Origin of the sequence: Mycobacterium sp. NPDC006124 (assembly GCF_040614235.1) — a bacterium.
GTDB lineage: Bacteria > Actinomycetota > Actinomycetes > Mycobacteriales > Mycobacteriaceae > Mycobacterium.
The window spans coordinates 524,828-549,727 of record NZ_JBEXUA010000003.1 but is presented as its reverse complement, the minus strand read 5'-3'; the positions used below and the strand labels follow the sequence as shown (position 1 = coordinate 549,727).

The following is a 24,900-nucleotide window of genomic DNA, read 5'->3' as shown; positions in this document are numbered from 1 at the left end:
TGCCCTCCGAGGCGCCCTCTCAGCAATGCGGCGCTTCGCCACCAGCCGAATAGGTCTTCAATGCGTCGATGGCGCCGCTCAGGTCGTCCACCTTGATCAGCTTGAGGCCGTCTTCGTCGGCCGTGTTGGCCTCGTCGCAGTTCTCGGCCGGCACCAGGAACACCGTCGCCCCGGCTTCCTTCGCCGCGTAGATCTTGTGGGTGATGCCGCCGATCGGGCCCACCTTGCCGTCGACGCTGATGGTGCCGGTGCCGGCGACGAACTTGCCGTCGTTGAGGTCACCGGTGGTCAGCTTGTCCACGACGGCGAGGCTGAACATCAGCCCGGCCGAGGGGCCGCCGATGTTGGCGAGGTTGAAGTCGATGGTGAACGGCGCCCACGGCGCGTCGACCACCCCGACGCCGAGGAACCCGTAGTCGCGGTCCCCGTTCTTGCCCAGCGTGATCGTCGCGGTGCCGATGTCACCACCCTTGCGGCGGTAGTCGACCACCAGCTGGTCGCCGGGCTTGGTGGCCTTGAGTACTGCGGTGAACTCCTCGAGGTTGGCCACCGGCTTGTCGTTCACCATGTCGATGGCGTCGCCGTCCTGCAGCTTGCCGACCGACGGGCCCGGGTCCGACACAGTCTGGACGGTGACGGCCCGCGGGTACTTCAGATAGCCCAGGGCGGCGTACTCCGCGCTGTCCTCGGACCGCTTGAAGTCGCTGGTGTTCTCCTTGTCGATGTCGTCCTTGCTCTTGTCCGGCGGGTACACCAGATCCCGCGGGACCAACTGCTCGGTGCCCGACATCCACAGCCGCAACGCCTGGCCGAGGGTGAGGCCGTCGCTCTGGCTGACCGTCGTCATGTTCAGGTTGCCGGAGGTGGGCTGCACCTTGGTGCCCTCGATGTCGACGACTTGCTTGCCCTCGACCTCGCCCAGGGTGTTGAACGTCGGACCGGGTCCGAGTCCCACGAACGGCACCTGCACCGCCGAGAGCAACAGACCGAAGGCGACGATCGGCACCAACGCCACCACCAGCGTCATCATGCGCCGGTTCAAACCACCCATCACGGTGCCCACAGTAGGGGGCCGTCTGGACCCGTTCACTCTCGGCGTGACCGCGGCCCCCCGCCGGAGGCATCCGGTGAGTACCGTGGACGCCATGCCTGACCAGCCTTTCGGCTTCTCCGCCTCCGGCGGCAAGGGAGACGACCCGGACCGAGACGACCACGAGAAGAAGCCGAACCCGGGGTCGCCGGATCCCTTCGGATTCGGCGGGGGCGACTTCGACATGAACAACCTCGGGCAGATCTTCTCCAAGCTCGGTGAGATGTTCAGCGGTGCGGGCAACTCAATGGCGGCCGGCGCCCAGTCCGGGCCCGTCAACTACGACCTGGCGCGCCAACTCGCGTCGAGCTCCATCGGTTTCGTCAAACCGGTGCCCGAGCAGACCAGCGCGGCCGTGGCCGACGCGGTCCGGCTGGCCGACACCTGGCTCGACGGCGTGACGCCCCTGCCCGCGGGCACCACCAGTTCGGTGGCGTGGACGCCCAGCGACTGGGTCGACCACACGATGGCGACCTGGAAACGGTTGTGCGACCCGGTCGCCGAGCAGATGTCGACGGTGTGGGCGCAGGCCCTACCCGAGGAGGCCAGGGCGATGGCCGGCCCGCTAATGGCGATGATGACGCAGATGGGCGGCATGGCGTTCGGTTCGCAGCTCGGCCAGGCTCTCGGCACGCTGTCACGAGAAGTGTTGACCTCCACCGACATTGGGTTGCCCCTGGGCCCCAAGGGGGTGGCCGCGCTGATGCCGGAGGCCATCGAGTCGCTGGCCGATGGACTCGAGCAACCGCGAAGCGAGATCATGCTGTTCCTCGCCGCCCGGGAGGCGGCGCACCATCGATTGTTCAGTCACGTGCCGTGGTTGGCGGCGCAACTCCTCAACGCCGTCGAAGCCTTCGCCCGCGGCATGAAGGTCGACATGAGCGGCATCGAGGACTTCGCCCAGGGCTTCAACCCCGCGTCGCTGTCGGACCCGACGGCCATGGAGCAGCTGTTGAACCAGGGCATCTTCGAGCCGAAGTCGACGCCGGAGCAGATCGCGGCGCTGGAGCGTCTCGAGACACTGCTCGCCCTGATCGAAGGATGGGTGCAGACCGTCGTGACGGACGCGCTGGGTGACCGCATCCCCGGCACCGTGGCGCTGAGCGAGACGCTGCGGCGGCGACGCGCCACCGGAGGGCCTGCCGAGCAGACGTTCGCCACGCTGGTGGGTCTGGAACTGCGGCCGCGCAAGCTGCGCGAGGCCGCGGTGCTGTGGGAGCGGCTCACCCAAGCGGTCGGCTCGGACGCGCGCGACGCGGTGTGGCAGCACCCCGACCTGTTGCCGGGCTCCGAGGACCTCGACGAACCGGCCGGTTTCATCGACCGGGTGGTCGGCGGCGACACCAGCGGAATCGACCAGGCGATCGCCGACCTGGAGAAGGACTTCGACGCCGACGGCCCCGACGCCGGGCCTGTGGATAAATGATTTGCCGCTGAGCGGTCCCGTGGCAGAGTCGGCGCATGTCGAGCCACACGCTCAATCCGGCGATGCCGGTGCTCGTCAGACCCGACGGCGCCGTTCAGGTGGGCTGGGATCCGCGGCGCGCCATGCTCGTCGAGCCGCCCGACGGCTTGTCCGCCGCCGCCCTGGCCGACCTCTTGCGCGCGATGCAGCGAGGGGCGACCGCTCGGGAATTGTGCGCGCTGGCAGCCGACCGGGGGATCGCCGACGTCGCCGAGATGACCGATCTGGTCACCTCTCTGGTCGAACGGGGACTGGCGACCCCTAGCTCGCCGACGTCCCCCCGCAGGCGCTCGGCCGGAATCCGCATCCACGGTCGCGGTCCACTCTCGGACCTGCTGGCCGGCGCGCTGCGGTGTTCCGGTGCGCGCGTCAGCCAGAGCAGGCTCAAGCACTCCGGGGGCATCCCGGCGTCGACGGATCTGGTGGTGCTCGCCGACGTCCTGGTCGCCGATCCGCATCTGCTGCGTGAGCTCCATCGGGACCGGATACCGCACCTGCCGGTGTACGTGCGTGACGGCACGGGACTGGTCGGCCCTCTGGTGATTCCCGGGGTGACCAGTTGCCTGGGCTGCGCCGACCTCTACCGCACCGATCGCGACGCAGCCTGGCCGGCGGTGGCCGCCCAACTTCGGGACGCCGTCGGCAACGCCGATCGCGCCACGATCCTGGGCACCGCGGCGCTGGCCTTGAGTCAGGTGGACCGCGTCGTCACGGCCGTCAGCGAGTCAGGTGACGCGAGCCGCGCCGGGGTTCCGCCGCCCACCCTGGACACGACCCTGGAGTTCGACGTGCGCAGCGGATCGACGACGAGCCGACGGTGGCAACGTCATCCGCGCTGCGCCTGCTGAGCCCTGCCCTGCTTCGCGACGGCGAACGTACCGACGACGTCGGCGAACCTCTTGACGTCGCAAACGCGTTTGGCCGCAATCGAGTTGCCGACCACCAACCACCGACCGTTCGATCGCAGCAGCCTGAGCGCGAAGATCGGCGTGTCGAACACGCGGGTGCTCGACGCGTCGTCGTCGACGACGTCGACCTGCATGGGCAGACCGTCGACGCGGGTCACCGTGATCGTCCGTCGTTCCTTCGACACTCGAATCCGTCCCACGTCGGCAGGTCCGCCGGCTCCGACGAGGATGACACCACGACGTTGGGGGACGCTGAGTTCGACCGTCCCGCAGATCATCTCGTCGAGTCGGTCGGAGCCGAACGACTTAGTTGGGGCTGCCGACATGACTTCTCGCGTCCCACCACGTGCTCAGCGGCGCATCCCAGTCACCCGCCTCGAGCCACCGGCACACCGCCCGGACATCCCGAGGTCCAACGGGTCCGAGCCGACGGACCGGCCCCTCGGGCCTTCGGTCGACCCCACAGGGTTGTACGACGACGGTGATCGCGTCGGCGCCCGGCCCGGTGCACCGAGACCGTCCCACCAGGCAGTCCGTGGTCACCAGCATGCCGTGCGGGCAGCGGCGAACCGTGGCCCTCAAGGCCTCGAGGGTGGCCGAACTCCCGTCGGACGGGCACACCGCACACACCACGACGGTGAAGGGATTCATCGCGCGCCCCGCTCGGCGGCGCGCAGCCGGGCGACCACGGCTTCGATACCGTCCCGGTCGATCACCTTGATGCCCTTCGCGCTCACCCTCAGCGTGATGCGTCGCCCTTCCGAGGGCAGGTAGTAGGTCTTGCGTTGCACGTTGGGCGACCAGCGGCGGCGAGTGCGACGTCCCGAATGGGACACCGTGTTGCCGAAACGTGGTGCTCGACCGGTGACCTCACAATGCCCGGACACGATGCCTCCTTATTGATAATCATTCTCGACAAGCGTCGCACGCGACTGTAGTGTTCGAGGCGCTCTAATGACAATCATTTTCATCTAGGAGGCCCATGTCGAGGACCCCGGTACTGCTGACGGCCGGCCAGGGTGACACCGCGGCCGTGACCACCACGCTGATGAAACGGCCGAGAACCCTGGTCGTCGCGCATCGATTCGACGGTCACGTGGTGCAGCGCCACCTGACGATGCTCGTCGACGGCATCCCCGTCACGCACGAGGCGGGCCTCGAACTCGCGCACGGATGCATCGCCTGCACCGTCCGCAACGACCTCCTGGTGCTGCTTCGCAGACTGCACCGGCGAGACGACGTCGACCGCATCGTGGTGCACCTGGCGCCGTGGCTGGAACCCGAGCCGATCTGCTGGGCGATCGACCACGTCGCGGTCAGGGTCGGCCCCGGCTACGTCGACGGACCGGCCGCCCGCGACGTCGTCGTCGAGGCGGTCATCACGTGCGTCGATGCCGTCGCGTGGCTCACCGACGCCCTCGGTGCCGACGAGCTCGACGACGGACGGACCGTCGCGCAAGTCGTCGTCGGGCAAGCCGAATTCGCCGACGTCCTCGTCCCGACCCACCCCGAGGCCACCACGTTGGCCGTGTTGAGGCGCCTGGCCCCGCGCGCCCGCATCACCGTCGGCACCGACCGTCTCGAGATGGCGCTGGCGCACCTCGAACCCGACGCCCGCCGCGGTCGCAGCGACGGACCGCACGGCCCACTACTCGCCGGGCAACCGCCGTTGGCCTGCGACGGCGCCGTGGCGCTGGTCGAGTTCTCCGCCCGGCGGCCGTTCCATCCGCAGCGACTCCACGCCGCGGTCGACCTGCTGCTCGACGGTGTGATCCGCGCCCGAGGCCGGCTCTGGGTGGCGACCCGGCCACGGCAGGTGATGTGGCTGGAGTCCGCCGGCGGCGGCCTGCGCGTCGACTCCGCCGGCGACTGGCTCGTCGCGATGACCCCGTCCGAACTGGCCTACGTCGACCCACAGCGCCGCGCACTGGCCGGCCTCATCTGGTCCGAAGACCATGGCGACCGGCATACGTCGATGACGGTCCTTGTGTGCGGCGCCGACGCCGACGCCATTCGCGCGGCGCTTCAGGCAGCGCTGCTGACCGACGCCGAGATGGCCGCTCCCGGCGATTGGAGCGGCTACCCCGACCCGTTCGGTGAACGGCACCAGGATCCGTGCCGGGACGGCACCGACGCCACGACCGACGACGCCCCGGGCAACCGGCGGGCCACGGAGTCATGAATACGTAGCCGCGCTCGATGGTCCGACCCCAGCTTCGTCGTGGATGATGGTGGAGTGGCAGACATCAAGCGCGGACGAGCAGCTCGCAACGCCAAGCTCGCCAGCTTGCCGGTCGGCATCGCCGGCCGGGCGGCGCTGGGCATCGGCAAGCGGCTGACCGGCTCGTCCAAGGACGAGGTCAACGCCGAGCTGATGGAGAAGGCCGCCAACCAGCTCTTCACCGTCCTCGGCGAACTCAAGGGCGGCGCCATGAAGGTCGGCCAGGCCCTCTCGGTCATGGAGGCGGCGGTACCCGAGCAATTCGGCGAGCCCTACCGCGAGGCGCTGACCAAGCTGCAGAAGGACGCGCCACCACTGCCGGCAGCCAAGGTGCATCGCGTGCTCGACGCTCAACTCGGCACCAAGTGGCGGGACCGTTTCGCCTCGTTCGACGACTCCCCCATCGCGTCGGCGAGTATCGGCCAGGTCCACAAGGCGGTCTGGGCCGACGGTCGCGACGTGGCCGTCAAGATTCAGTACCCGGGCGCCGACGAAGCGCTGCGCGCCGACCTGAAGACCATGCGACGGATGGTGTCGGTCTTTCGCCAACTGTCCCCCGGCGCCGACGTCCAAGGCGTGGTGGACGAGCTCATCGAGCGTACCGAGATGGAACTCGACTACCGGCTGGAGGCCTCGAACCAGCGCGCCTTCGCCAAGGGATACCGCGACCACCCGCACTTCGTCGTGCCCGCCGTGGTCGCCAGCGCCCCCAAGGTGGTCGTCGCGGAATGGATCGAGGGCATCCCGATGGCCCAGATCATCCGCAGCGGCACGCCCGACCAGCGCGACGTCATGGGCACACGGCTGTTCGAGCTGACCTACGACGCCCCGACGCGCATCGAGATGATGCACGGCGACGCCCACCCCGGCAATTTCATGCTGCTGCCCGGGGACAAGATGGGGATCCTGGACTTCGGCGCCGTCGCACCGATGCCCGGCGGCATGCCGGTCGAACTCGGACTCATGGTGCGCTACGCGCTGGCCAAGGACTACGAGAAGCTGCTGCCCACGATGGAGAAGATCGGCTTCATCCAGAAGGGCCAAAAGGGCGAGCAGGTCTCACCCCGCGAAATCGACGAAATGCTGCGCCAGTACGTCGAACCCGTGCAGGTCGACGAATTCCACTACACCCGTAAGTGGTTACAGAAGATGGCCGCGGCGAACATGGACATCTCGGCCGATGCCATCCGGACCGCCAGGGCGATGGACCTGCCGGCCAACCTCGCCATCCCCATGCGGGTCATCGCCTCGGTCGTGGCCATCTCGTGCCAGCTCGACGCGCACGTTCCCACCAAGGAGCTTGCCCTGCAACTCATTCCGGGCTTCGCCGACGAGACGTCCTGACCCCAGCAATACGTGGAGTCAGAACGCCTCGCGCCGGCTACGCGGCCGCCGGGTTGGCAACGGGATCCTTCTCGTCCTTGCGCGGGCGGCCTCTCGGCCGCTTGCGAGCCACCACCGCGCCGCGGTCGATGATCTCACCGCCCCAAACGCCCCACGGCTCTTGACGTTCCAGCGCTTCGGCGAGGCACTGACGGCGGATCGGGCAGTCGGCGCACAGCACCTTGGCCCTCTCCAGCTCCATCGGGTTCTCGGCGAACCACAGGTCCGGGTCGTTCGCGTGGCACGGTACTGCCGGGAACGATCTCTCGCGGCATGTCTGCGGGGACATGTCCGAATCACCTTCTTCCTGGTTCAAATCGATCGTCAGTGACGTCTGATGGATCTGAGACCAGAAGCTCGGGTCGTCCCCGAAAGCAATCTGGCCACGGATCCGGTGAATGTCGGGTCCGTGGCCATGTGGCTTTCGTGGGTACCTAGGTGGTGCCCCGATTCACGGACGCGACAGTCGCGGCGGCGGCGCGTCGCTTGGACGCCGGAATGGCGCCACGCATCGCGACCATCGGATGCCCTGCCGGCGTGGCGAGCCCGGCGACGGCGAGGGGCGACGACGTGACGACGGCGTTGGCGACGGCTACGCCGGAGAAGTACTTGGTGTAGTTCACGTTGCTCCCCTCCCCTCGAATCGACCGGATTAGACGGTTATGAGACTAAACGCTCGTGTCGGAAATGGACAAGCGATTTTCTGACCTGCATGTTCGCTCCGTCATCGGCGGCCCTTGACCAACGCGAGGACGTCGGGACCGAACTGCTCGAGCTTGCGGGCGCCGATGCCGGGAATGGCGACCAGCGCAGCCTCGTCGACGGGCAGCGTCTCGGCGATCGCGACGAGCGTGTTGTCGGTGAACACGACGTAGGCGGGCACCTTCATCTCCTTGGACGTCTCGAGCCGCCACTCCTTGAGCTGGGCGAGCAGGTCCTCGTCGAGATCGGACGGACAGGTCTCGCACCGGCGCAACATGATCGACGCCGATGAGCTCAACGCGCCGTTGCACACGCGGCAGCGTGGGGCGGCGCCCCGCTGACGCCGCGGCTTGCTCGGACCGTCGTCCGACGAGGCCTGCGGGCCGACGCCGTTGAGGAACCGCGACGGACGCCGACCCTGCCTTCCGCCGGGAGTTCGCGCCAGCGCCCAACTCAACGCCAAATGCACACGCGCTCTGGTGATTCCGACGTAGAGCAGGCGTCGCTCCTCCTCGACCTGCTCGCTGTCGGCCCCGCGGGCCAGGGCATGGGAGATGGGCAGCGTGCCGTCGGCCAACCCGACCAGGAACACCGCGTCCCACTCCAAGCCCTTGGCCGCGTGCAGAGACGCCAACGTCACGCCCTGCACCACCGGCGGGTGCCGAGCGTCGGCACGCTGCCGCAACTCGGCCAGCAGCGACCGGGTGTCCAGCGACGGCCGCAGCGCCACCTCCTCCTCGACGAGTTCGACCAGCGCGGTCAACGCCTCCCACCGCTCGCGGGCCCGTACGCCCTGCGGTTCCTCGGCGGTCAAGCCCAAGGGCTCCAGCAGTTCGCGGATCACCGGCGGCAGGTCCGCGCCCACCGCGTCGACGCGTTCGGCCGCCCGCTGCAGCGCCGCGAGCGCCTGCCGGATCTCTTGGCGGCTGAAGAAGCCCTCCCCGCCGCGCACCTGGAACGCCACCCCGGCCGCGGTCAGGGCCTCTTCGTAGACCTCCGACTGCGCGTTGATGCGGTACAGCACCGCGATCTCGGCGGGGGCGGTGCCCTCGCGGATGAGTTTCTTGATGTCCTTGGCGACTGCGGTGGCCTCGGCGACCTCGTCGGGGTGCTCGCCGAACGTCGGCGTCGGCCCCGGATCACGCTGGCCGATCAGGTGCAACTTGCTGCCAGCCATGCGACCGCGTGCCATCGAGATGACCCGGTTGGCCAGCGACACCACCTGAGGGGTGGACCGGTAGTCGCGCTCGAGGCGCACCACCGCGGCCTCGGGAAAGCGACGGGAGAAGTCGAGCAGGTAACCGGGCGTCGCGCCGGTGAACGAGTAGATGGTCTGATTGGCGTCACCGACGACCGTGAGATCGTCCCGGTCGCCGAGCCAGGCGTTGAGCACCCGCTGCTGCAACGGCGTGACGTCCTGGTACTCGTCGACGACGAAGCAGCGATACCGGTCGCGGAACTCCTGCGCCACGGCCGCGTCGTTCTCGATGGCGGCGGCGGTGTGCAGCAGCAGGTCGTCGAAGTCGAGGAGCAGGACATCGTCATTGCGCGCCTTCATGGCCTCGTACCCGGCGTAGACCTTGGCGACCTTGGCGGCGTCCAGCGGGATGTCCCGGCTGACCTTCGCCACCGCCGCCGGATAGGCCTCCGGGCTGATCAACGACGACTTGGCCCACTCGATCTCACCCGCCAGATCGCGGACGTCGTCGGTGCTGGCCTGAATCGACGCCCGGTTCGCCGCCTGGGCGACCACGCCGAACTTGCTGTCGAGCAATTGCCACCCGGTGTCACCGACCACCCTCGGCCAGAAGTACTGCAGCTGGCGCCGGGCCGCGGCATGAAACGTCATCGCCTGAACAGCCCCGGTGCCGACGCCGTCGGCGCCCTTCTCGTCGAGGGACCGCAACCGGCCGCGCATCTCGCCGGCGGCTCTCGAGGTGAACGTCACCGCGAGCACCTGACCGGGCGCCACGTGACCGGCTGCGACGAGATAGGCGATGCGACGGGTGATCGTGCGCGTCTTGCCCGTGCCCGCACCGGCCAGCACGCAGACCGGACCGCGGGGTGCCTGGACCGCCTCGCGCTGTTCGTCGTCGAGGTCCTCGATCAGACGATCGAGAAGGGTGGAGGCGGCCTCGGAAGCCTGGGACGGCATGACCTCCATCCTGTCAGGCACGGGTGACACGCGCCGCTCCGACGCCCCCGTGTGGCACCGCCCAGGTTGGTGGATCGAACGGTGCTTCCGTAACGTTGAAGACGCTATGACAGGTAAAGACTCGCAGCTGACCATGTACTCGACGACGTGGTGCGGCTACTGCGCACGACTCAAGACCGCCCTGAAGTCGGCGGGCATCGGCTACACCGAAGTCGACATCGAAGCCGAACCCAGCGCCGCCGAATTCGTCGGCTCGGTCAACAACGGCAATCACGTCGTCCCCACGGTGAAGTTCGCCGACGGCTCGACGTTGACCAACCCCAGCCTCAAGCAGGTTCAGGCCAAGCTCGCCGGCTGAGTCAGCCTGCGAACGGCTCCTGCTAGGGGGTGAACGGCTCCGATTACGGGCTGAACGCCCACGATTCGATGATCTCCCGGGCAATCGAGATCGACCCCGGCAACAGCAGCCGTGACGACGACTCGCTGCTCCAGTCGCCGTCGGCCAGTGCCGCTTGGACTTCCGAGCGGGTGAACCAGCCCGCCTCGGCGATCTCGCCGTCGCTGAAGACGAACTCCTGCTCCGGATCGCCGATCGCGTGGAACCCGACCATCAACGACCGCGGGAACGGCCACGGCTGACTTCCCAGGTAGGTCACGTCCGTCACGCTCAGACCGATCTCCTCGGCCACCTCGCGCACCACGCAGGACTCGAACGACTCGCCCGCCTCGACGAAGCCCGCGATCAACGAGAAGAGCCGCTCGGGCCACACCGTCTGACGCGCCAGCACCGCACGGTCGTGACCGTCGTGGATCAAGCAGATGACGGCCGGGTCCATGCGGGGGAATTCCTCGCGGCCGGTGACCGGGTCCACCCTCGCCCAGCCCGCCTTGTGACTCTTGGTCGGCGACCCGTCGGCGGCGCTGAAGCGGGCGCTGTCGTGCCAGTTGAGCAGTGCCGTGGCGGTGGCGACCAGCTGCGAGCTCGCGTCGTCGAAGATGGCACCGGCACGGCGCAGGTCCAGCACCTCCGATTCGGCATGAGGGTCCTCCGGTCCGTCCAACGCCCCGCGCACCGCCCAGACGTGCCTGCCGTCGGGCATCCGGCCGAGAAACACCGCGTGCTCGTCGGGCGTCGGCGAATGCTTCGCGGCGCTGCCCAGAACCACGCTGCCACTGGAGATCAGCACCTGGTTGCGACGGTCCACCTTCAGCAGCAGCGCCTCGCCCCACCCGGCCGACGCGGCCTCGGCGTCGGCGCGCAGTTCGTCGGCGCGGTCGAGGCCGACCCGCGACAGCAACGGGACGTTGCGCAACGAGAACCCGCTGCGCTCCTGCCCGCCGGTACCAATCCCCCGGTCGCTACGCTCCTGCCCGCCGGTACCAATCCCCCGGTCGCTACGCTCCTGCCCGCCGGTACCAATCCCCCGGTCGCTACGCTCCTGCCCGCCGGTCACCGGTCGACGTCCGCGTTGCGGATGTAGAGCAGCCGGTCGCCGAGCTCCATCGCATCGGCCTCGGGGGCATCCACGCGCACCAGGCTGCCCTCGCGGACCACCCCGAGCACGATGTCGGGCAGGTGTCGCGCGGAGCCGCCCACCTCCTTGGTCGTCACGTCTCGCTCGGCGATCGCGAAGCCGGCGTCGGGCGTGAGCAGATCCTCGATGAGCTCCACGACGGTCGGGGTGTTGGCCGCCATGCCGAGCAGCCGGCCGGCGGTCTCCGAGGACACCACCACCGAGTTGGCGCCCGACTGCAGCAGCAGATGCTGGTTCTCCGACTCTCGGATGGAGGCGATGATCTTCGCCGTCGGGGCGAGTTCCCGCGCGGTCAGGGTGACCAGAACGGCGGTCGGGTCGCTGTTGGTGGCGACGACGATCGCCTTGGCGTGCTGCGCACCGGCGAGCCGCAGCACGTCGGCGCGGTTGGCGTCGCCGTGCACCGTCACCAACCCGGCGCGGTCGGCGCGGTCCAGCGCCGCGCGATCGGTGTCCACGATCACGATCTCACCGCTCTTGGCTCCGTCGCCGATCATGGCCGACACGGCGGTCTTGCCCTTCGTGCCGTACCCGATGACGACGATGTGGTCGCGCACTCTTCTCCTCCATTGCTGAATCTTGAGGGTCTGACGCGAGGCCTCCGTCAGGGTTTCCACGGTCGTACCGATCAGCACGATCAGGAAGGCCACGCGCAGCGGCGTGATCACCAGAACGTTGATCAACCGGGCCGACGGCGTGAACGGCGTGATGTCGCCGTAGCCGGTCGTCGACAGTGAGACCGTGGCGTAGTACAGGCAATCCAGGAACGACAGCTCGTTGTCCTGCACGTCGCGGTAGCCGTCTCGGTCCAGGTAGACGATGAGCACCGCGGCGAACAGCGCCCCCAGCGCGTAGACCACCCGCATCGCGATCTTGCGGGCCGGGCTCACCGGCTGCTCGGGGATCCGCAGCGTCCCGACCAGAGCGTGGTCGGGCTGGGTGGTCAACGTCTGATCGAGCGCCTCCATCCGGCGCCGCAACCTACCCTTGGCCACGAGGGCCCGTCATCCGCCCAACTCGCCGCACAGCACAATGTAACCATGAGCTCCCTCGCCGCAGCATCCGAGAACGCACCAAGCCAGGTCACGGCCCAACGAATGGGGGCCATGCTAATCGGGATGGGGGTGCTGCACTTCGTCGCACCCAAGCCCTTCGACACCATCGTGCCGGCGGAATTGCCCGGCAGCGCACGGTTCTACACGTTGGCCTCCGGCGTCGCCGAGGCGGCCACCGGCGCCATGCTCATCGCCCCGCGCACGCGTCGCGTCGGCGCACTCGCCGCGGTCGCGCTCTACGTCGGGGTGTTCCCGGCGAACCTGAACTCCGTGCGGGTGTTGTGGAACAAGGGCTGGCCCGCCCGCATCGGCACCATAGCGCGGCTGCCGCTGCAGATCCCGATGATCACCTCGGCCCTCAAGGTGTACCGCAACGCGCCCCGCTGACGCCGTCGAGCAGCCCCGCCAACTCGTCGGCATCGGGCAGCACGTCGGGCGTGACCGTGCGTCCGCTTCGCACGTAGTGGAACGCCGTGCGCACCCGCTCCGGTGTCACACCGGCCGTCGCCGCCCACGCCAGCCGGTAGACGGCCAGCTGAACGGCGTTCTGCTGCAACGCCTCTTCGGTCGCGGGTGAATCACCGGTCTTCCAGTCCACCACGGTCACCCCGCCGTCGTCGTCGGCGAACACCGCGTCGATTCGCCCCCGCACGACCGTGCCGCCGATCACCATGTCGAACGGCACCTCGACGTCGACCGGCGTCCTGGCGGCCCACGGCGACGAGACGAAGGCCTCCTGCAGTTCGGCGAGCCGCTCCGCCTCCACCAGGCCCAGTTCCCCGTCGACCGCCCCCGGCAGGTCTTCGAGGTCGAACAATCGCTCGGCGTGGAAGAACCGCTGCACCCAGTCGTGGAACGCCGTGCCGAGCAACGCGTGCGGATCCGGGCGGACCGGCACGCGACGCTGCAACCGACCCAGCGCACCCTCGGGATCGCGGCCGACGTCCACCAACGCGCTCACCGACAACTGCGCGGGCAACACCGCAGGTGGCCGCACCGACGCCAATTCACGCTCGGAGATCAGCGCGTCGACGTCGGCGACCCACCCGTCGGGATCTGCGGCGTCACCGGCGGCCTCCGCTGGTGCGGCCATCGCCTCGGCGACGAGTTGGACACCGCGGTCGACGACGCCGCGGTCGGGACCGGCCGGGTCGACGGGCCATGACCGTTCCGTCACGGTGTCCCGCAGGGGATTCGACTCCCCGGCGGCGGGCGCGTCCGCCCAGTGCTCGACGACACCACAGGGGTCCCCCGCGGCCACCGACCGGTCGATCACGTCCTTGATCTCGAGCAGGAAGTCCGACGGACCGCGTGGCGTCGACTCCGTGGCGCCCCAGTGATGGCCGGACAGCAGCAGGGTGTCCTCGGCGCGGGTGAGGGCCACGTACAGCAACCGTCGCTCCTCATCGACGCGACGCTGGTCGAGGGTCTTGCGATGGGCGTTGATCTTGTCCGACAGCGCCTTTCGATCGTTGACGTCGGAGGTGTCGAGCACCGGCACGCCGTGTTCGGACACCGACGCGCGGTCACCGCGCAGCAGCGGGGGCAAGTCGCCGGCGTCGCTGAGCCAGGTCCGGGCCGATCCGGAGGACGGGAAGACGCGAGCACTGAGGTGCGGGACCGCGACGACCTGCCATTCCAGCCCCTTCGCAGCGTGCACGGTCAGGATCTGGACGCGGTCCTTGGACACGGTGATCTCCGCCGGTGCCAGTCCGTTCTCCACCTCCATGGCCGTGTCGAGGAAGCCGAGCAAGCCGGCCACCGAGGCCGAGGGACGCGCTGCGAACTCGGCGACGACGTCGGAGAACGCGTCGAGGTGTTCGGTGCCGCACCAGCCCGCCGAGACGCTCTGCGCCGCGCGCACTTCGGCATCGACGCCGAGTATCCAGCGGATCTCGGCGATCAGGTCGGGCAGCGGGTGGTGAAGCTGTGCCCGCAACGCGGTCAGCTCCCGGCACAGCGCGACGATGCGGCCGTAGCCGACGGGCGAATAGCGGTCCGGGCGACCCGGATCGCAGATGGCGTCGGCCAGGCAGGCGCTGTCGGCGTCGGGGCGCGCGGAGGCGACGATGTGCGTCGTCGAGGACCGGTCGACGGCGCCCTTGGCCGCGGAGTCGAGTTCGACAGCCCGACGCCACAGCGCCGTGACGTCGGCGGCGCCCAGCCGCCAACGCGGCCCGGTCAGCACGCGAATCGCCGCCGAACCCGCGGTGGGATCGGCGGTCAGCCGCAGCATCGCGACCACGTCGGCCACCTCCGGCACCGACAGCAGACCCGACAGTCCGACCACCTCGACCGGCACACCGCGCGAGGTCAGCGCATCGGCGACGGGAGCGGCGTCGGCATTGCGGCGCACCAGCACCGCCATCGTGGGAACATCGGCGCCGGCGTCGACGGCGCCGTGGTAGACCTCGGCCAATTGGTCTGCCAGCCAGTCCCTTTCGACACCGACGTCGTTCAGCAGCGCGCAGCGAACAGTGCCGGCCTGGGCACCCGGGCGTGGAAGCAACTCGCGGACGGCCACCGATCGGCGCCGTGCCTCCGTCGAGACCGCGTTGGCCAGATGCAGCGCGCTGGGCGGGTTGCGCCAGCTGGTGCGCAGCTCCAGGGTCGGCGCCGCCGTGCCGTCGGAGAGGCAGAAGTCGGTGGTGAACCGAGGGAGGTTGGTCGCCGACGCGCCGCGCCAGCCGTAGATCGACTGGATTGGATCGCCGACCGCTGTCAGCGCGAGCTCGTCGTCGACGCCGCCGCCGAACAGCGCCGACAGCGCCACCCGCTGCGCGTGACCGGTGTCCTGGTATTCGTCGAGGAGCACCACGCGGTAGCGCTGGCGAAGTTGCTCGCCGACTCGGGGGAACGTGGCGGCGAGCTGGGCGGCCGCGGCCATCTGCATGCCGAAGTCCATCACGTTCTCCGCGCGCATCCGGGCGTGCAGTGCGTCGATCATGGGCACCAGCTCGGTGCGCTCGGACTGCACGGTCAGGAGCTTCAGAAGCGACTGGTTGGGTCCGGTGTCGCGCTGCCTGGGCCCGGCCGGCAGGGTGTGCACCAACCTCTCCAGCTCGAGATGGGTGTCACGCAGCTGATCGGTGTCGACGAGGTGTTCGGCCAGCTGACCGGCCAACCGCAGCACCATCCCGGTGACGGTGGCCGGGGACTTCTCGGTGTCCAACTCGGGGTGCTCACACACGACGCGAAAGGCCAACTGCCACAGCTCCGTTGCCCCGATCAAGCGGGTCGACGGCTCCACGGGCAGCAGCAGTCCGTGCTCGCGTAGCAACGTCCCCGCGAAGGCGTGATAGGTCCCGATCGAGGGATGCTCGTCGACCTCGGCGCGTTCGCCGGGCACCAGACCCGCTCCGGCCAGGCGGGCCAGTCGGGTGCGGACCCGCCGCAACAGCTGACCGGCGGCCTTGCGGGTGAACGTCAGCCCGAGGACCTCACCGGGGCGGGCGTACCCGTTGGCGACCAGCCACACGACGCGGGCGGCCATCGTCTCGGTCTTGCCCGCTCCTGCGCCCGCGATCACCACCAGCGGGCCTGGCGGTGCCGCGATGACCGCGGCCTGCTCCTCGGTGGGCGCGAAGATGCCCAGGGCGTCGGCCAATTCGGCCGGGCTGTAGCGGTCGCTCACGGTCGACCACCCAGCGCCGCCTGGGCCGGACACGTGGCACGCACCGGGCAGTGCACGCAGCCGTCGTTGACCCGGGCGACGAACTCCGGGCCCTTCGTCGCACCCGCGGCGTGCTGGACGCGATCGCGCCACTGCGCGCGGCCGTCGGCGGTCATCGGGTTCTGCTCGCGCTCGGCGGCACCCGCAGCCCCGATCTTGCCGAGGTACACCAGCCGGCCACCACCGGCCTGGTCACCCTGCGGCAGAACGCCTTCGGCGATCGCCAACTGATACATGGCGAGCTGGGCGTGCTGCTGTGCGTCGTCCTTGCTGACCGGGCTCTTGCCGGTCTTGACGTCCACGACGACCAGTCGGCCCTCGGCGTCACGCTCCAGCCTGTCGACCCGTCCTCGGACCCGCACGCCCGGCTGGTCGCCGTCGCCGACTGTCACCACGCCCTCGACCTCCACCTCGGTGCCGACCTCGGTGAGCTCGTGCCGGGTCTGGGCCCGCCACTGGAGGAACGCGGTCACCATCGCGCGGTGGCGTTCCAGTTCGTTGGCCGCGAACCACGCCGCGTCGAAGGGCAGTTCCTCCCAGACCGATTCGAGCTCGGCCAGCATCTGGCCCTCCGTCTTCTCCCCGTCGGACACCAGCGCGTGCACCAGCGTGCCCAGCGCCGACCGGACGTCGCGGCCGTCGTCGCCGCCGTGCCGCTCGAGCAGCCACCTCAGCGGGCAGTCCGACAGCGTCTGCAGCGTCGACGGGGACAGCGTGACGACGTGCTCGTCACCATCCCACAGCGGTGCGTCGGTCGACGTCGTCGTGGCGGCGTGCCAGTGCGCCGGGTTCGCACCGGGTACACCCGCGTGCGCCAGCCTCGCCAACTGCGTTGCTGCACAGGCACGTACGTCGTCGGCGACGGTGCCGTCCGGTGCGCACACGACGGCCCGCAACCTGCCGACCACCGCCGCGGGTGAGAGGACCCGGGGGGCTCGGACCGGTTCGGGGTCGGCGTCGGCTGAAACCGTCGCGAGCGCGGCGAGTTCGGCGACGAACGGGGACGGCATCACGGCATCGTCCCCCTGATCTCCATCCACGGCCGTGACCAGGACGTGCGAACGCGCCCGGCCGAGCGCGGCGACCAGGAGTCTGCGCTCCTCGGCCAGCAGCGGTGCCCGGGCAGACGTACCGTCGGCGATCCCGTCGAGGGCGTCGACGAGCTGCTGTGTGCCCAGTACTCCTCCACGCGGGACGACGTTGGGCCACAAGCCTTCCTGCAAGCCCGCGACGACCACGAACTCCCACTCGCGGCCCAGCGACGCGTGCGCCGACAGCACGGAGACCGCCTCACCGCCACCGGCCGGGTCGCCACCTCCGGCGGGCAGCACCATCGAGCGCACGTGGTCGACGAAGCCGGTCAGCGTGGCGCCGGTCGTGTGTGTGACGTACTGCTCGGCGACGTCGAACAGTGCCGTCACCCCGTCGAGATCGCGGCCCGCCTGCATCCCGGCGGTACCAGCCCGCTCGGCGGCAGCGAGCCACCGCCGCTGCAGGCCGGTCTGATGCCACGCCTGCCACAGCGTGAACCGTGGGTCGAGTCCGTCGGCGTGGCTGCGGCGGGCGGCGGCCAGCACCTTGCGCACCAGCTTCAAGGCCCTGGCCAACTGGTCGGGGACGTCGTCCGCGACGGGCCGTCGCGGATCGAGTGCGTCGACGAGCAGATCGGCGAAGTCGCGCGACGCGTCACCCCCGTCCACCCGACGCAACGTGCGCCGAAGTTGCCGCAGTGACACCGGGTCCACCCGGCCGATCGGGCCGGTCAGCAGGGCCAGCGCACGTTCGCCGTCCAGACCGTCGGAGACCACGTCGAGCACCGTGAGCAACGCTGCCGCGGCGGGCATCTCGGCGAGTGGGCCCGTCGAGGCGTGCTGGGCGACGGGGACGCCCGCCACCGTCAGGGCACGCGCCAGGCCGGCACCCACCCGCGGCATCGACCTGACCACGACAGCCATCTGCGACCACGGCACGCCGTCCACCAGGTGCGCCCGTCGCAGCCCGTCGGCGATCATCGCGGCCTCCGCACGCTCCGATGCGGCGACCCGCACCGCCACCGATCCCTCCCGATCGCCCGCCGACGTCACGCGCCGGGCGTCGTCGGCGCCGGGCAGCCGACTCGCGATACCCGTCACCGCACGCGCCACGGCGGCGGCACACCGGTGCGACTCACCGAGCACGATCCTCGGATCATCACCCGCACCCAGCAGAGCCGGGTCGGCGCCGCGGTAGCCGAAAACCGACTCGTTGGGATCGCCTGCGATGACGGCCAGTTCGGCTCCCGCCGCCAGCACCCGCACCAGCAGGGCGGCCTGCGGGTCGAGGTTCTGGGCGTCGTCGACCAGCAGCAGCCGGATGCGGCCACGCTCGGACGCCAGCAGTTCGGCGTCGGCGGCGAAGGCCTCGAGCGCGGCACCGACCAGCTCGGCCGCACCCAGCGCCGGCACCGTGGCCTGCGGCGCCGCCATGCCTACCGCGGATCGCAACGACATCACCTGCTGGTAGACCTGCGCGAACTGACCCGCCGCAACCCACTCCGGGCGGCCGGCCCGCCGCCCGAGGCGTTGCAGCGCAGTCGGTTCCACGCCCCGCTCGATGCATCGCGCCAGCAGATCCCGCAGTTCGTTGGCGAAGCCGACGGTGCCGAGGGCAGGGAGCAGGTGGCGCGGCCACGTCACCGCGGCGTCCGGACCGTCCTCGAGGTCACCGGCGAGGAGTTCGCGGACGATGCCGTCCTGCTCGGCGCTGGTGACCAGCCGCGGTGGCGGGTCCCCGTTGCGCTGGGCCGCGAGCCGTAACACCGCGAAGGCGTAGGAGTGCACGGTGCGCACCATCGGTTCGCGCACCGCCGACGGGCCGTTCGCCAGCAGCGCGGACGTGACCAGCGCCCGGGCCGTAGCGCTCAGCCGCGCCGAACCCGTGAGCAGCAGAACCGATTCCGGAGCGAGCCCCGCCGCGATCCGGGAGGCGGCGGCGTCGACCAGCAGCGAGGTCTTCCCGGTTCCCGGCCCACCGATCAGACGCACGGTGCCGCGCAGACCGGGATCGGTCAGCACGGTGGGAGTCGGTGCGATGCGCGGAGCGGGCATGAGGACATGTCACCACGGGGGTACGACAAGAACATCCGACGCGCGGCTGGCAGCATCGACACCGTGACCGACGTCTTGAGCGTGCGCCGCTTCGGCCCGCGCACACCGCCCCGGATCCTGGCGCTGCACGGGCTGACGGGACACGGCCAGCGCTGGGAGTCCCTCGCCGTACGACTCGGGGAGTATTCGATCCTGGCTCCGGACCTGCTGGGCCACGGCTGGTCGTCGTGGGCCGCACCGTGGACCATCGACGCCAACGTCGCGGCGCTGGCGAACTTGCTGCGGAGGGAGGCCGACGCCCCGGTCTGGGTGGTCGCCCACTCCTTTGGCGGCGCCGTCGCGCTGAGGCTCGCGGCGACCTCACCCGAGCTGGTCGCCGGTCTGATCCTGCTCGATCCGGCGGTCGGGCTCGACGGGGAGTGGATGCGCGAGATCGCCGACGCCATGCTTCGATCCCCGGACTTCGCCGATCGGGACGCCGCGCGCGCCGACAAGGTCTCGGGGTCCTGGCGCGAAGTCGACGCCGCCGAGTTGGAGCGCGAACTCGACGAGCACCTGGTCGACTTGCCGAACGGCCGGGTCGGTTGGCGGATCGGCCTTCCGGCGGTCATGTCCTACTGGAGCGAGCTGGCGCGGCCGATCGCCGTGCCGAGGCCGGGCACGCCGACGACGGTCGTGCGGGCCGAGCGAACCGAACCCCCCTATGTCACCGAGGAACTCGTCGCGACGCTGCGCGAGGCGCTGGGATCCGACTTCACCCTGCGCGACGTCGACTGCGACCACATGGTGCCGCTCGCCAGGCCCGCCGAGACGGCCCGGCTGATCCGTGAACTGGTGGGCTGAGCGATCGCGCCCATCACCGACGACCAGGTCGAGACCGTCCGCTCCTTGGTCGCCGCCATACCGGCGGGAAGGGTGTCGACCTACGGCGACATCGCCGACGCCGCAGGGCTTCCCAGCCCGCGGATCGTCGCGTGGATCATGAGGACCGACTCGTCGGACCTGCCGTGGCACCGGGTGATCAGGGCATCGGGCCGGCCCGCACCCCATCTGCAGACGCGTCAGCTGGAGCTGCTGCGATCCGAGGGCGTGCTCTCCGATGACGGTCGCATCGCGCTGCGCGAGGTGCGGCACGCGTTCTGAGCGCCGGCTAGAGGATCAGGCGCACCAGCGCTGCCGTCCGGGCCAGGCCGGGGAACGCCGCGGCCGTCGACCGCGGATGCAGCGCATGGACGGCAACCCGGAACATCAACGCACGCAACAACATCTGCGGCCACTCGGGCAGGGGCGCCCAACGCTCGACGAGTCCGTCGTCGGCCTCACCCCACGCCAGGGCGTCGACCACGACGACCCCGGCCGCCCAGGACGCCGGCCGCCAGTAGGGCGTGATGTCGGTGATGCCCGGCGCCGCGGTGCCGGCGAAGAGCACGGTGCCGTAGAGGTCCCCGTGCACGAGCTGACTGGGGCTACGCGTCGGCCGGCGCAACGCGGCCAGCTGAGCGATGAGATCGATCGAACGTTGCCCGTCGGCCCCGCCCGGCGCGACGCGCGCACCCGGCGGCAGCCCGTGCAGCGGGCGGTCCTCCCAGGCGGCGCGGTCGGCGGCGATGAACACGTCGACGTCGGACCAGGGCGCCGACGGCGGCTGGGTCAGGAATCGCGGACGTTCCAGCTTGGCCGTGGCCTCGTGCAGCCGCACGGCAGCGGAGACGACCTCGTCGTGGCGTGGCTCCGGCGTCCCGGTGACGAAGGTGTCGGCTCGCCACCCGGCCACGACGTAGCGGCCGTCGGTCGAGCGCACCGGGCGGGCCAGACGCACCCCGTCGACGAAGAGCGTCTCCCGGACCTTCGCCGACCACCCCGCACGCGCGTGCTCGGCCACCATCGACAGCACCACTTCGCCGCAGCGCCAGCCACCCTCCCAACTGGAACCGAGGGGAACGGGCCGGACACCCGAGAGACCAAACGCCGCCAGGACGTGATCGGGCGGCATGTCGGCACTCACAGACTCAGCCTAAGGCGTGGGCTGGCCATCGAGCCGTCAGTACATGACCATGTCGGGTTCGAGTTGCCGCGCCCACGCCACGATTCCGCCCTGCAGGTGCATCGCGTCGGCGAAACCCGCGCCCCTGAGGGTGACCAGCGCCTCGGCCGAGCGCACCCCGGTCTTGCAGTACAGCACGGGCGTGCGGTCCTGCGGCAGCTTCGCAAGGCCGTCGCCCGCGTCGATCACCGACTTCGGGATCAGTTCGGCACCCTCGATGTGGTTGATGGCCCACTCCACGGGTTCCCGCACGTCGATCAACGCGATGCGACGGCCGGAATCCAGCATGTCGCGCAGCTCGCGGGGCGTGACGGTGGCGTCGGCGGCCGCGTCGGCCGCGTCGGCCGCGGCGTCGGACACCACGCCGCAGAACTCGTCGTAGTCGACGAGCCCGGTGATCGGCGGCGCCGCGGGATCCTTGCGAACGGCGACGGTGCGGTAGGCCATCTGCAGCGCGTCGTACATCAGCACCCGGCCCAGCAGCGGTTCGCCGATGCCGACGAGCAGTTTGATCGCCTCCGTGCCCATCACCGAGGCGATCGAACCGCACAGGATGCCCAGGACGCCACCCTCGGCGCACGACGGCACCATGCCGGGCGGTGGCGGCTCGGGATACAGGTCGCGGTAGTTGAGGCCCCGCCCGTCGGGGGCGTCCTCCCAGAACACCGAGACCTGGCCTTCGAAGCGGTAGATGGAGCCCCAGACGTAGGGCTTTCCCGCCAGTGCCGCGGCGTCGTTGACCAGGTAACGGGTCGCGAAGTTGTCGGTGCCGTCCACGATCAGGTCGTATTGCGCGAACAGGTCGACGGCGTTGTCGGGCGCGAGCCGGACCTCGTGGAGTCGCACCGCCACCAGCGGGTTGATGGCGACGACGGAGTCGCGGGCGCTCTGCGCCTTGGGCCGGCCGACGTCGGCCTGGCCGTGGATGATCTGGCGTTGCAGATTGGACTCGTCGACGACGTCGAAGTCCACGATGCCCAGGGTGCCGACACCCGCGGCGGCCAGGTACAGCAGCGTCGGGGAGCCGAGTCCGCCGGCCCCGATCACCAGGACGCGAGCGTTCTTGAGCCGCTTCTGGCCGTCGACGCCGAGGTCGGGAATGATCACGTGACGGCTATAGCGCGCAACCTCGTCACGCGTCAGGTCGGCGGCGGGCTCGACCAGTGGTGGCAACGGCGACGGCATCGGGGTCAGGCGATCGGATAGGGCCACGGGTTGAAGCGACACGTCTTGCCGTCGGCCTGCACCGACAGTGGATCGAAGCGGGCGTCGTCGTCGTTGCTGGTGGAGAACGTCTGCTGCATCATGATCGGGGCCAGGGCCCCGTTCTCGGCGCAGGGTTCGTGCTTCTGATAGCCGATGGCGTGCCCGACTTCGTGGTTGACCAGGTACTGGCGATAGGAGCCGATGTCTCCCTGGAACGGAACCGCGCCGCGCACCCAGCGGGCCTCGTTGACGAACACCCGTGACTGGTCACCGAGGTAGGCCGGGTTGTAACAGGAGGCCTCCAGCGGGATGTCGTAGCCGCATCCCTCGCGCACGGTCATTGGCGAGGTCAGCGACACGCGGAAGTCCGGGGTTTGCGCGGGGTCGTCGATGCGGGTAAAGGCGATCTGCGGGTTGTGCGTCCAACTCTTCGGGTTGTTCAGCGTTTCGCTGACCATCCGGGCGAAGGCCTCGTCGCCACCGATGGACGTGGTGTCGACGCCGTCCTCCACCTCGACGGTGTAGGTGAACGACTTCGTCGTGCCCTCGCCGACCTTGGGCGTGGTCCCGGGCACGACGTGCCAGGTCTTCGCGCCGGCCTCGGTGAAGGGGCCTCCCTCCGGAAGGATCCCGGTCGGAAGGTTCGCGTCGAACTGCGTCATGCCCTTGGGTGGGGCGCCGATGATCCCGGTGCCGGTGGCGCCGATGGTCGGCGGGCCCTGAACGGGTCCCTCCGCGTTGACCGGCGTCGGGGCCGTGGTGCCGGTGACGGCCTGGTAGACGACCAGCACCGTGATCACGGCCAGGATCGGCAGGGCGTAGGCCCGCCAGCCGTAGGTCGAGACGAACCGGCCCAGCCACGACTGCTTGCGCCAACGCTGATGTTCGTCGCGATTGGACCGCACGCGGCCGCGGGCGTCGGCCAGGGGGTCGCGCTGCGCGCGCAGGGGTTCACGGAACTCGCTGCGCAGGACGGGTTGACGACCGCCGCCGTCATAGCTCCCGTCGCCTCTCTCGCCCCGGGCTTGATTGCCGCCGGCCCGGCGACGCCCCGGGTCGTAGGTCACCGCACCAGAATGGCACAGGCGCGCCGGAGAGCGGCCGTGGCGCGCCACCGGCACATGCCATCACATGACGCACGGCTGCGAGCACCGGTAGTAGTGTCGGTTCGATGACCAGCCCGATCAACGGCTCCCACCGGGGCGGCCAACACCGGGCCGCAGTTCCACATCTGGATAGAGGAGTCATGAGCGACATCGCCGAACGGAAGGGTGCTCAGTCGAGCGGTGGCGGTCCGTCGACCGGGAACACCACCGGCGGGAACCGGCGCGGAAACCGCCTGCCCCGCGACGAGCGGCGCGGGCAACTCTTGGTCGCCGCGAGCGAGGTCTTCGTCGACCGCGGCTACCACGCCGCCGGAATGGACGAGATCGCCGACCGAGCCGGTGTCAGCAAACCGGTTCTGTATCAACACTTCTCGTCGAAGCTCGAGCTCTACCTGGCGGTCCTGGAACGCCACGTCGACAACCTGGTGACCGGTGTTCAGCAGGCGTTGCGCACCACGACCGACAACCGCCAGCGGCTGCGCGCCGCCGTGGGGGCCTTCTTCGACTTCATCGAGCACGACGGCCAGGGATACCGGCTGATCTTCGAGAACGACTACGTGACCGAGCCGCAGGTGTCGGCTCAGGTCAAGGTGGCGACCGAGGCGTGCACCGATGCGGTGTTCGAACTGATCAGCAGTGATTCCGGGCTCGAGGCACACCGGGCCAGGATGATCGCCGTCGGCTTGGTGTCGACGAGCGTCGACTGCGCGCGCTACTGGCTCAACTCCGACCGGCCGATCTCCAAGGAGGCCGCGGTCGACGGCACGGTGCAGTTCGCCTGGGGCGGACTGTCACACGTGCCGCTGACCCGCTTCTAGCTGAGCTTGTCGGCGACGGCCGCGGCCGTCGCTCCGATGCCGAAACCGACTCGGCGCGAGTCGGCGGCGCCGATCTCGACGTAGGCGATCCGGCTGTTCTGGATCAGGTAGCGGCGGCCCTTCTCGTCGGACAACGCGAGCACGCCCGAGTCCTTGCCGAGGGCCGCAATCACCAATTCCTCCACGTCGCCCGGGGTCTGCGCGCTTTGGAGCACCAGCTCGCGCGGACTGTCGGTGACGCCGATCTTGACCTCCACGTGAACCCTTCCCTTCGTTGGTCTTTCCCTTGAGCAGGCTAGTGGACGGCCCGCGTCACGCGCGCCGACGGTGGTGCGACTTCGCGGACAGCGCAGCGCTGACCGGCTCGGTTCGCACGTCACGGGCCGTGAGCCAACCGAGTCCGGACCGTGATCTGGCCCCAGGCGCGTCAACCTCGTGCGTCACTTCAGCCTC

The 24,900-nt window shown here is 69.9% G+C and carries 24 protein-coding genes; 9 read left to right on the top strand and 15 right to left on the bottom strand.

From position 1 onward, the window contains the following. Positions 1–19: 19 nt before the first annotated feature. Positions 20–1,042 (bottom strand): PDZ domain-containing protein, encoded by a 1,023-nt coding sequence (locus ABZ195_RS09565; RefSeq protein ID WP_355217076.1) that lies wholly within the window; start codon positions 1,040–1,042, stop codon positions 20–22. Positions 1,043–1,145: 103 nt separating this feature from the next. Here ABZ195_RS09565 and ABZ195_RS09560 point away from each other — a divergent pair, with 103 nt between their 5' ends. Together ABZ195_RS09560 and ABZ195_RS09555 are read left to right on the top strand one after the other, a co-directional pair. Continuing rightward, positions 1,146–2,516, top strand: coding sequence for a zinc-dependent metalloprotease (locus ABZ195_RS09560; RefSeq protein ID WP_355216977.1), 1,371 nt, complete (start codon positions 1,146–1,148; stop codon positions 2,514–2,516). A gap of 35 nt (positions 2,517–2,551) precedes the next feature. After that, positions 2,552–3,403 carry a cyclodehydratase gene (locus ABZ195_RS09555; protein WP_355216975.1) on the top strand — a complete coding sequence of 284 codons (852 nt, stop codon included), beginning with the start codon at positions 2,552–2,554 and terminating at the stop codon, positions 3,401–3,403. Here ABZ195_RS09555 and ABZ195_RS09550 read toward each other — a convergent pair. The 3 genes from ABZ195_RS09550 to rpmB are packed head-to-tail and all read right to left on the bottom strand — an operon-like array spanning position 3,382 to position 4,350. Further along, positions 3,382–3,789, bottom strand: a complete 408-nt coding sequence (locus tag ABZ195_RS09550; protein ID WP_355216973.1) for a hypothetical protein — start codon at positions 3,787–3,789, stop codon at positions 3,382–3,384. The two genes, ABZ195_RS09555 and ABZ195_RS09550, sit on opposite strands and share 22 nt — an antisense overlap. Continuing rightward, positions 3,770–4,114: a hypothetical protein gene (locus ABZ195_RS09545; protein ID WP_355216972.1), complete on the bottom strand. Its 345-nt coding sequence runs from the start codon at positions 4,112–4,114 to the stop codon at positions 3,770–3,772. The genes ABZ195_RS09550 and ABZ195_RS09545 overlap by 20 nt, the downstream gene beginning before the upstream one ends. After that, complete coding sequence (gene rpmB / locus ABZ195_RS09540; RefSeq protein ID WP_355216971.1) at positions 4,111–4,350, bottom strand: 50S ribosomal protein L28; 240 nt, start codon at positions 4,348–4,350, stop codon at positions 4,111–4,113. The genes ABZ195_RS09545 and rpmB overlap by 4 nt, the downstream gene beginning before the upstream one ends. Positions 4,351–4,445: 95 nt before the next feature. Between rpmB and ABZ195_RS09535 the strand changes: the two genes are divergently transcribed. Continuing rightward, positions 4,446–5,645, top strand: a complete 1,200-nt coding sequence (locus tag ABZ195_RS09535) for a GTP-binding protein (RefSeq protein ID WP_355216970.1) — start codon at positions 4,446–4,448, stop codon at positions 5,643–5,645. 39 nt (positions 5,646–5,684) lie between these two features. Beyond that, positions 5,685–7,028, top strand: coding sequence for an AarF/UbiB family protein (locus ABZ195_RS09530; RefSeq protein ID WP_355216968.1), 1,344 nt, complete (start codon positions 5,685–5,687; stop codon positions 7,026–7,028). Positions 7,029–7,065: 37 nt separating this feature from the next. Here ABZ195_RS09530 and ABZ195_RS09525 read toward each other — a convergent pair whose 3' ends face one another. The 3 genes from ABZ195_RS09525 to ABZ195_RS09515 all read right to left on the bottom strand — a co-directional run bounded on the left by ABZ195_RS09525 (position 7,066) and on the right by ABZ195_RS09515 (position 9,924). Further along, the gene (locus tag ABZ195_RS09525) at positions 7,066–7,356 is read right to left on the bottom strand and encodes a WhiB family transcriptional regulator (protein ID WP_355216966.1); all 291 of its coding nucleotides are present in this window, start codon (positions 7,354–7,356) and stop codon (positions 7,066–7,068) included. Positions 7,357–7,501: 145 nt separating this feature from the next. Beyond that, entirely contained in the window at positions 7,502–7,690 is a 189-nt protein-coding gene (locus ABZ195_RS09520) for a hypothetical protein (RefSeq protein ID WP_355216964.1), read from the bottom strand. Between the two features lie 101 nt (positions 7,691–7,791). Next, complete coding sequence (locus ABZ195_RS09515; protein WP_355216962.1) at positions 7,792–9,924, bottom strand: ATP-dependent DNA helicase UvrD2; 2,133 nt, start codon at positions 9,922–9,924, stop codon at positions 7,792–7,794. 106 nt (positions 9,925–10,030) lie between these two features. Here ABZ195_RS09515 and ABZ195_RS09510 point away from each other — a divergent pair, with 106 nt between their 5' ends. Beyond that, positions 10,031–10,282, top strand: coding sequence for a mycoredoxin (locus ABZ195_RS09510; protein WP_355216960.1), 252 nt, complete (start codon positions 10,031–10,033; stop codon positions 10,280–10,282). A 43-nt stretch (positions 10,283–10,325) separates the two neighbouring features. Here ABZ195_RS09510 and nudC read toward each other — a convergent pair whose 3' ends face one another. Beyond that, entirely contained in the window at positions 10,326–11,273 is a 948-nt protein-coding gene (gene nudC / locus ABZ195_RS09505; RefSeq protein ID WP_355217074.1) for an NAD(+) diphosphatase, read from the bottom strand. 101 nt (positions 11,274–11,374) lie between these two features. Beyond that, on the bottom strand, positions 11,375–12,454 hold the full coding sequence (locus ABZ195_RS09500) for a potassium channel family protein (RefSeq protein ID WP_355216958.1): 1,080 nt from the start codon (positions 12,452–12,454) through the stop codon (positions 11,375–11,377). Positions 12,455–12,499: 45 nt separating this feature from the next. Between ABZ195_RS09500 and ABZ195_RS09495 the strand changes: the two genes are divergently transcribed. After that, positions 12,500–12,901 (top strand): hypothetical protein, encoded by a 402-nt coding sequence (locus tag ABZ195_RS09495; protein ID WP_355216956.1) that lies wholly within the window; start codon positions 12,500–12,502, stop codon positions 12,899–12,901. Here ABZ195_RS09495 and ABZ195_RS09490 read toward each other — a convergent pair. Further along, the gene (locus tag ABZ195_RS09490; RefSeq protein ID WP_355216954.1) at positions 12,873–16,148 is read right to left on the bottom strand and encodes an ATP-dependent DNA helicase; all 3,276 of its coding nucleotides are present in this window, start codon (positions 16,146–16,148) and stop codon (positions 12,873–12,875) included. The two genes, ABZ195_RS09495 and ABZ195_RS09490, sit on opposite strands and share 29 nt — an antisense overlap. Then, positions 16,145–19,273 carry an ATP-dependent DNA helicase gene (locus ABZ195_RS09485; protein WP_355216952.1) on the bottom strand — a complete coding sequence of 1,043 codons (3,129 nt, stop codon included), beginning with the start codon at positions 19,271–19,273 and terminating at the stop codon, positions 16,145–16,147. The genes ABZ195_RS09490 and ABZ195_RS09485 overlap by 4 nt, the downstream gene beginning before the upstream one ends. 63 nt (positions 19,274–19,336) lie before the next feature. Here ABZ195_RS09485 and ABZ195_RS09480 point away from each other — a divergent pair, with 63 nt between their 5' ends. Next, positions 19,337–20,116, top strand: a complete 780-nt coding sequence (locus ABZ195_RS09480; protein ID WP_355216950.1) for an alpha/beta hydrolase — start codon at positions 19,337–19,339, stop codon at positions 20,114–20,116. Positions 20,117–20,119: 3 nt separating this feature from the next. Further along, positions 20,120–20,416: an MGMT family protein gene (locus ABZ195_RS09475; RefSeq protein ID WP_355217072.1), complete on the top strand. Its 297-nt coding sequence runs from the start codon at positions 20,120–20,122 to the stop codon at positions 20,414–20,416. 7 nt (positions 20,417–20,423) lie between these two features. Here ABZ195_RS09475 and ABZ195_RS09470 read toward each other — a convergent pair whose 3' ends face one another. The 3 genes from ABZ195_RS09470 to ABZ195_RS09460 are packed head-to-tail and all read right to left on the bottom strand — an operon-like array spanning position 20,424 to position 23,494. Next, on the bottom strand, positions 20,424–21,278 hold the full coding sequence (locus tag ABZ195_RS09470; RefSeq protein ID WP_355216948.1) for a TIGR02569 family protein: 855 nt from the start codon (positions 21,276–21,278) through the stop codon (positions 20,424–20,426). Positions 21,279–21,314: 36 nt separating this feature from the next. Next, the gene (gene moeZ / locus ABZ195_RS09465; RefSeq protein ID WP_355217070.1) at positions 21,315–22,502 is read right to left on the bottom strand and encodes an adenylyltransferase/sulfurtransferase MoeZ; all 1,188 of its coding nucleotides are present in this window, start codon (positions 22,500–22,502) and stop codon (positions 21,315–21,317) included. 5 nt (positions 22,503–22,507) lie between these two features. After that, positions 22,508–23,494, bottom strand: coding sequence for a DUF3152 domain-containing protein (locus ABZ195_RS09460; protein WP_355217069.1), 987 nt, complete (start codon positions 23,492–23,494; stop codon positions 22,508–22,510). Positions 23,495–23,769: 275 nt separating this feature from the next. Here ABZ195_RS09460 and ABZ195_RS09455 point away from each other — a divergent pair, with 275 nt between their 5' ends. Beyond that, on the top strand, positions 23,770–24,447 hold the full coding sequence (locus tag ABZ195_RS09455) for a TetR/AcrR family transcriptional regulator (RefSeq protein ID WP_355216946.1): 678 nt from the start codon (positions 23,770–23,772) through the stop codon (positions 24,445–24,447). Here the strand turns inward: ABZ195_RS09455 and ABZ195_RS09450 are convergent. Next, positions 24,444–24,704: a DUF3107 domain-containing protein gene (locus tag ABZ195_RS09450; protein ID WP_355216945.1), complete on the bottom strand. Its 261-nt coding sequence runs from the start codon at positions 24,702–24,704 to the stop codon at positions 24,444–24,446. The genes ABZ195_RS09455 and ABZ195_RS09450 overlap by 4 nt on opposite strands. Between the last annotated feature and the right edge of the window lie 196 nt (positions 24,705–24,900).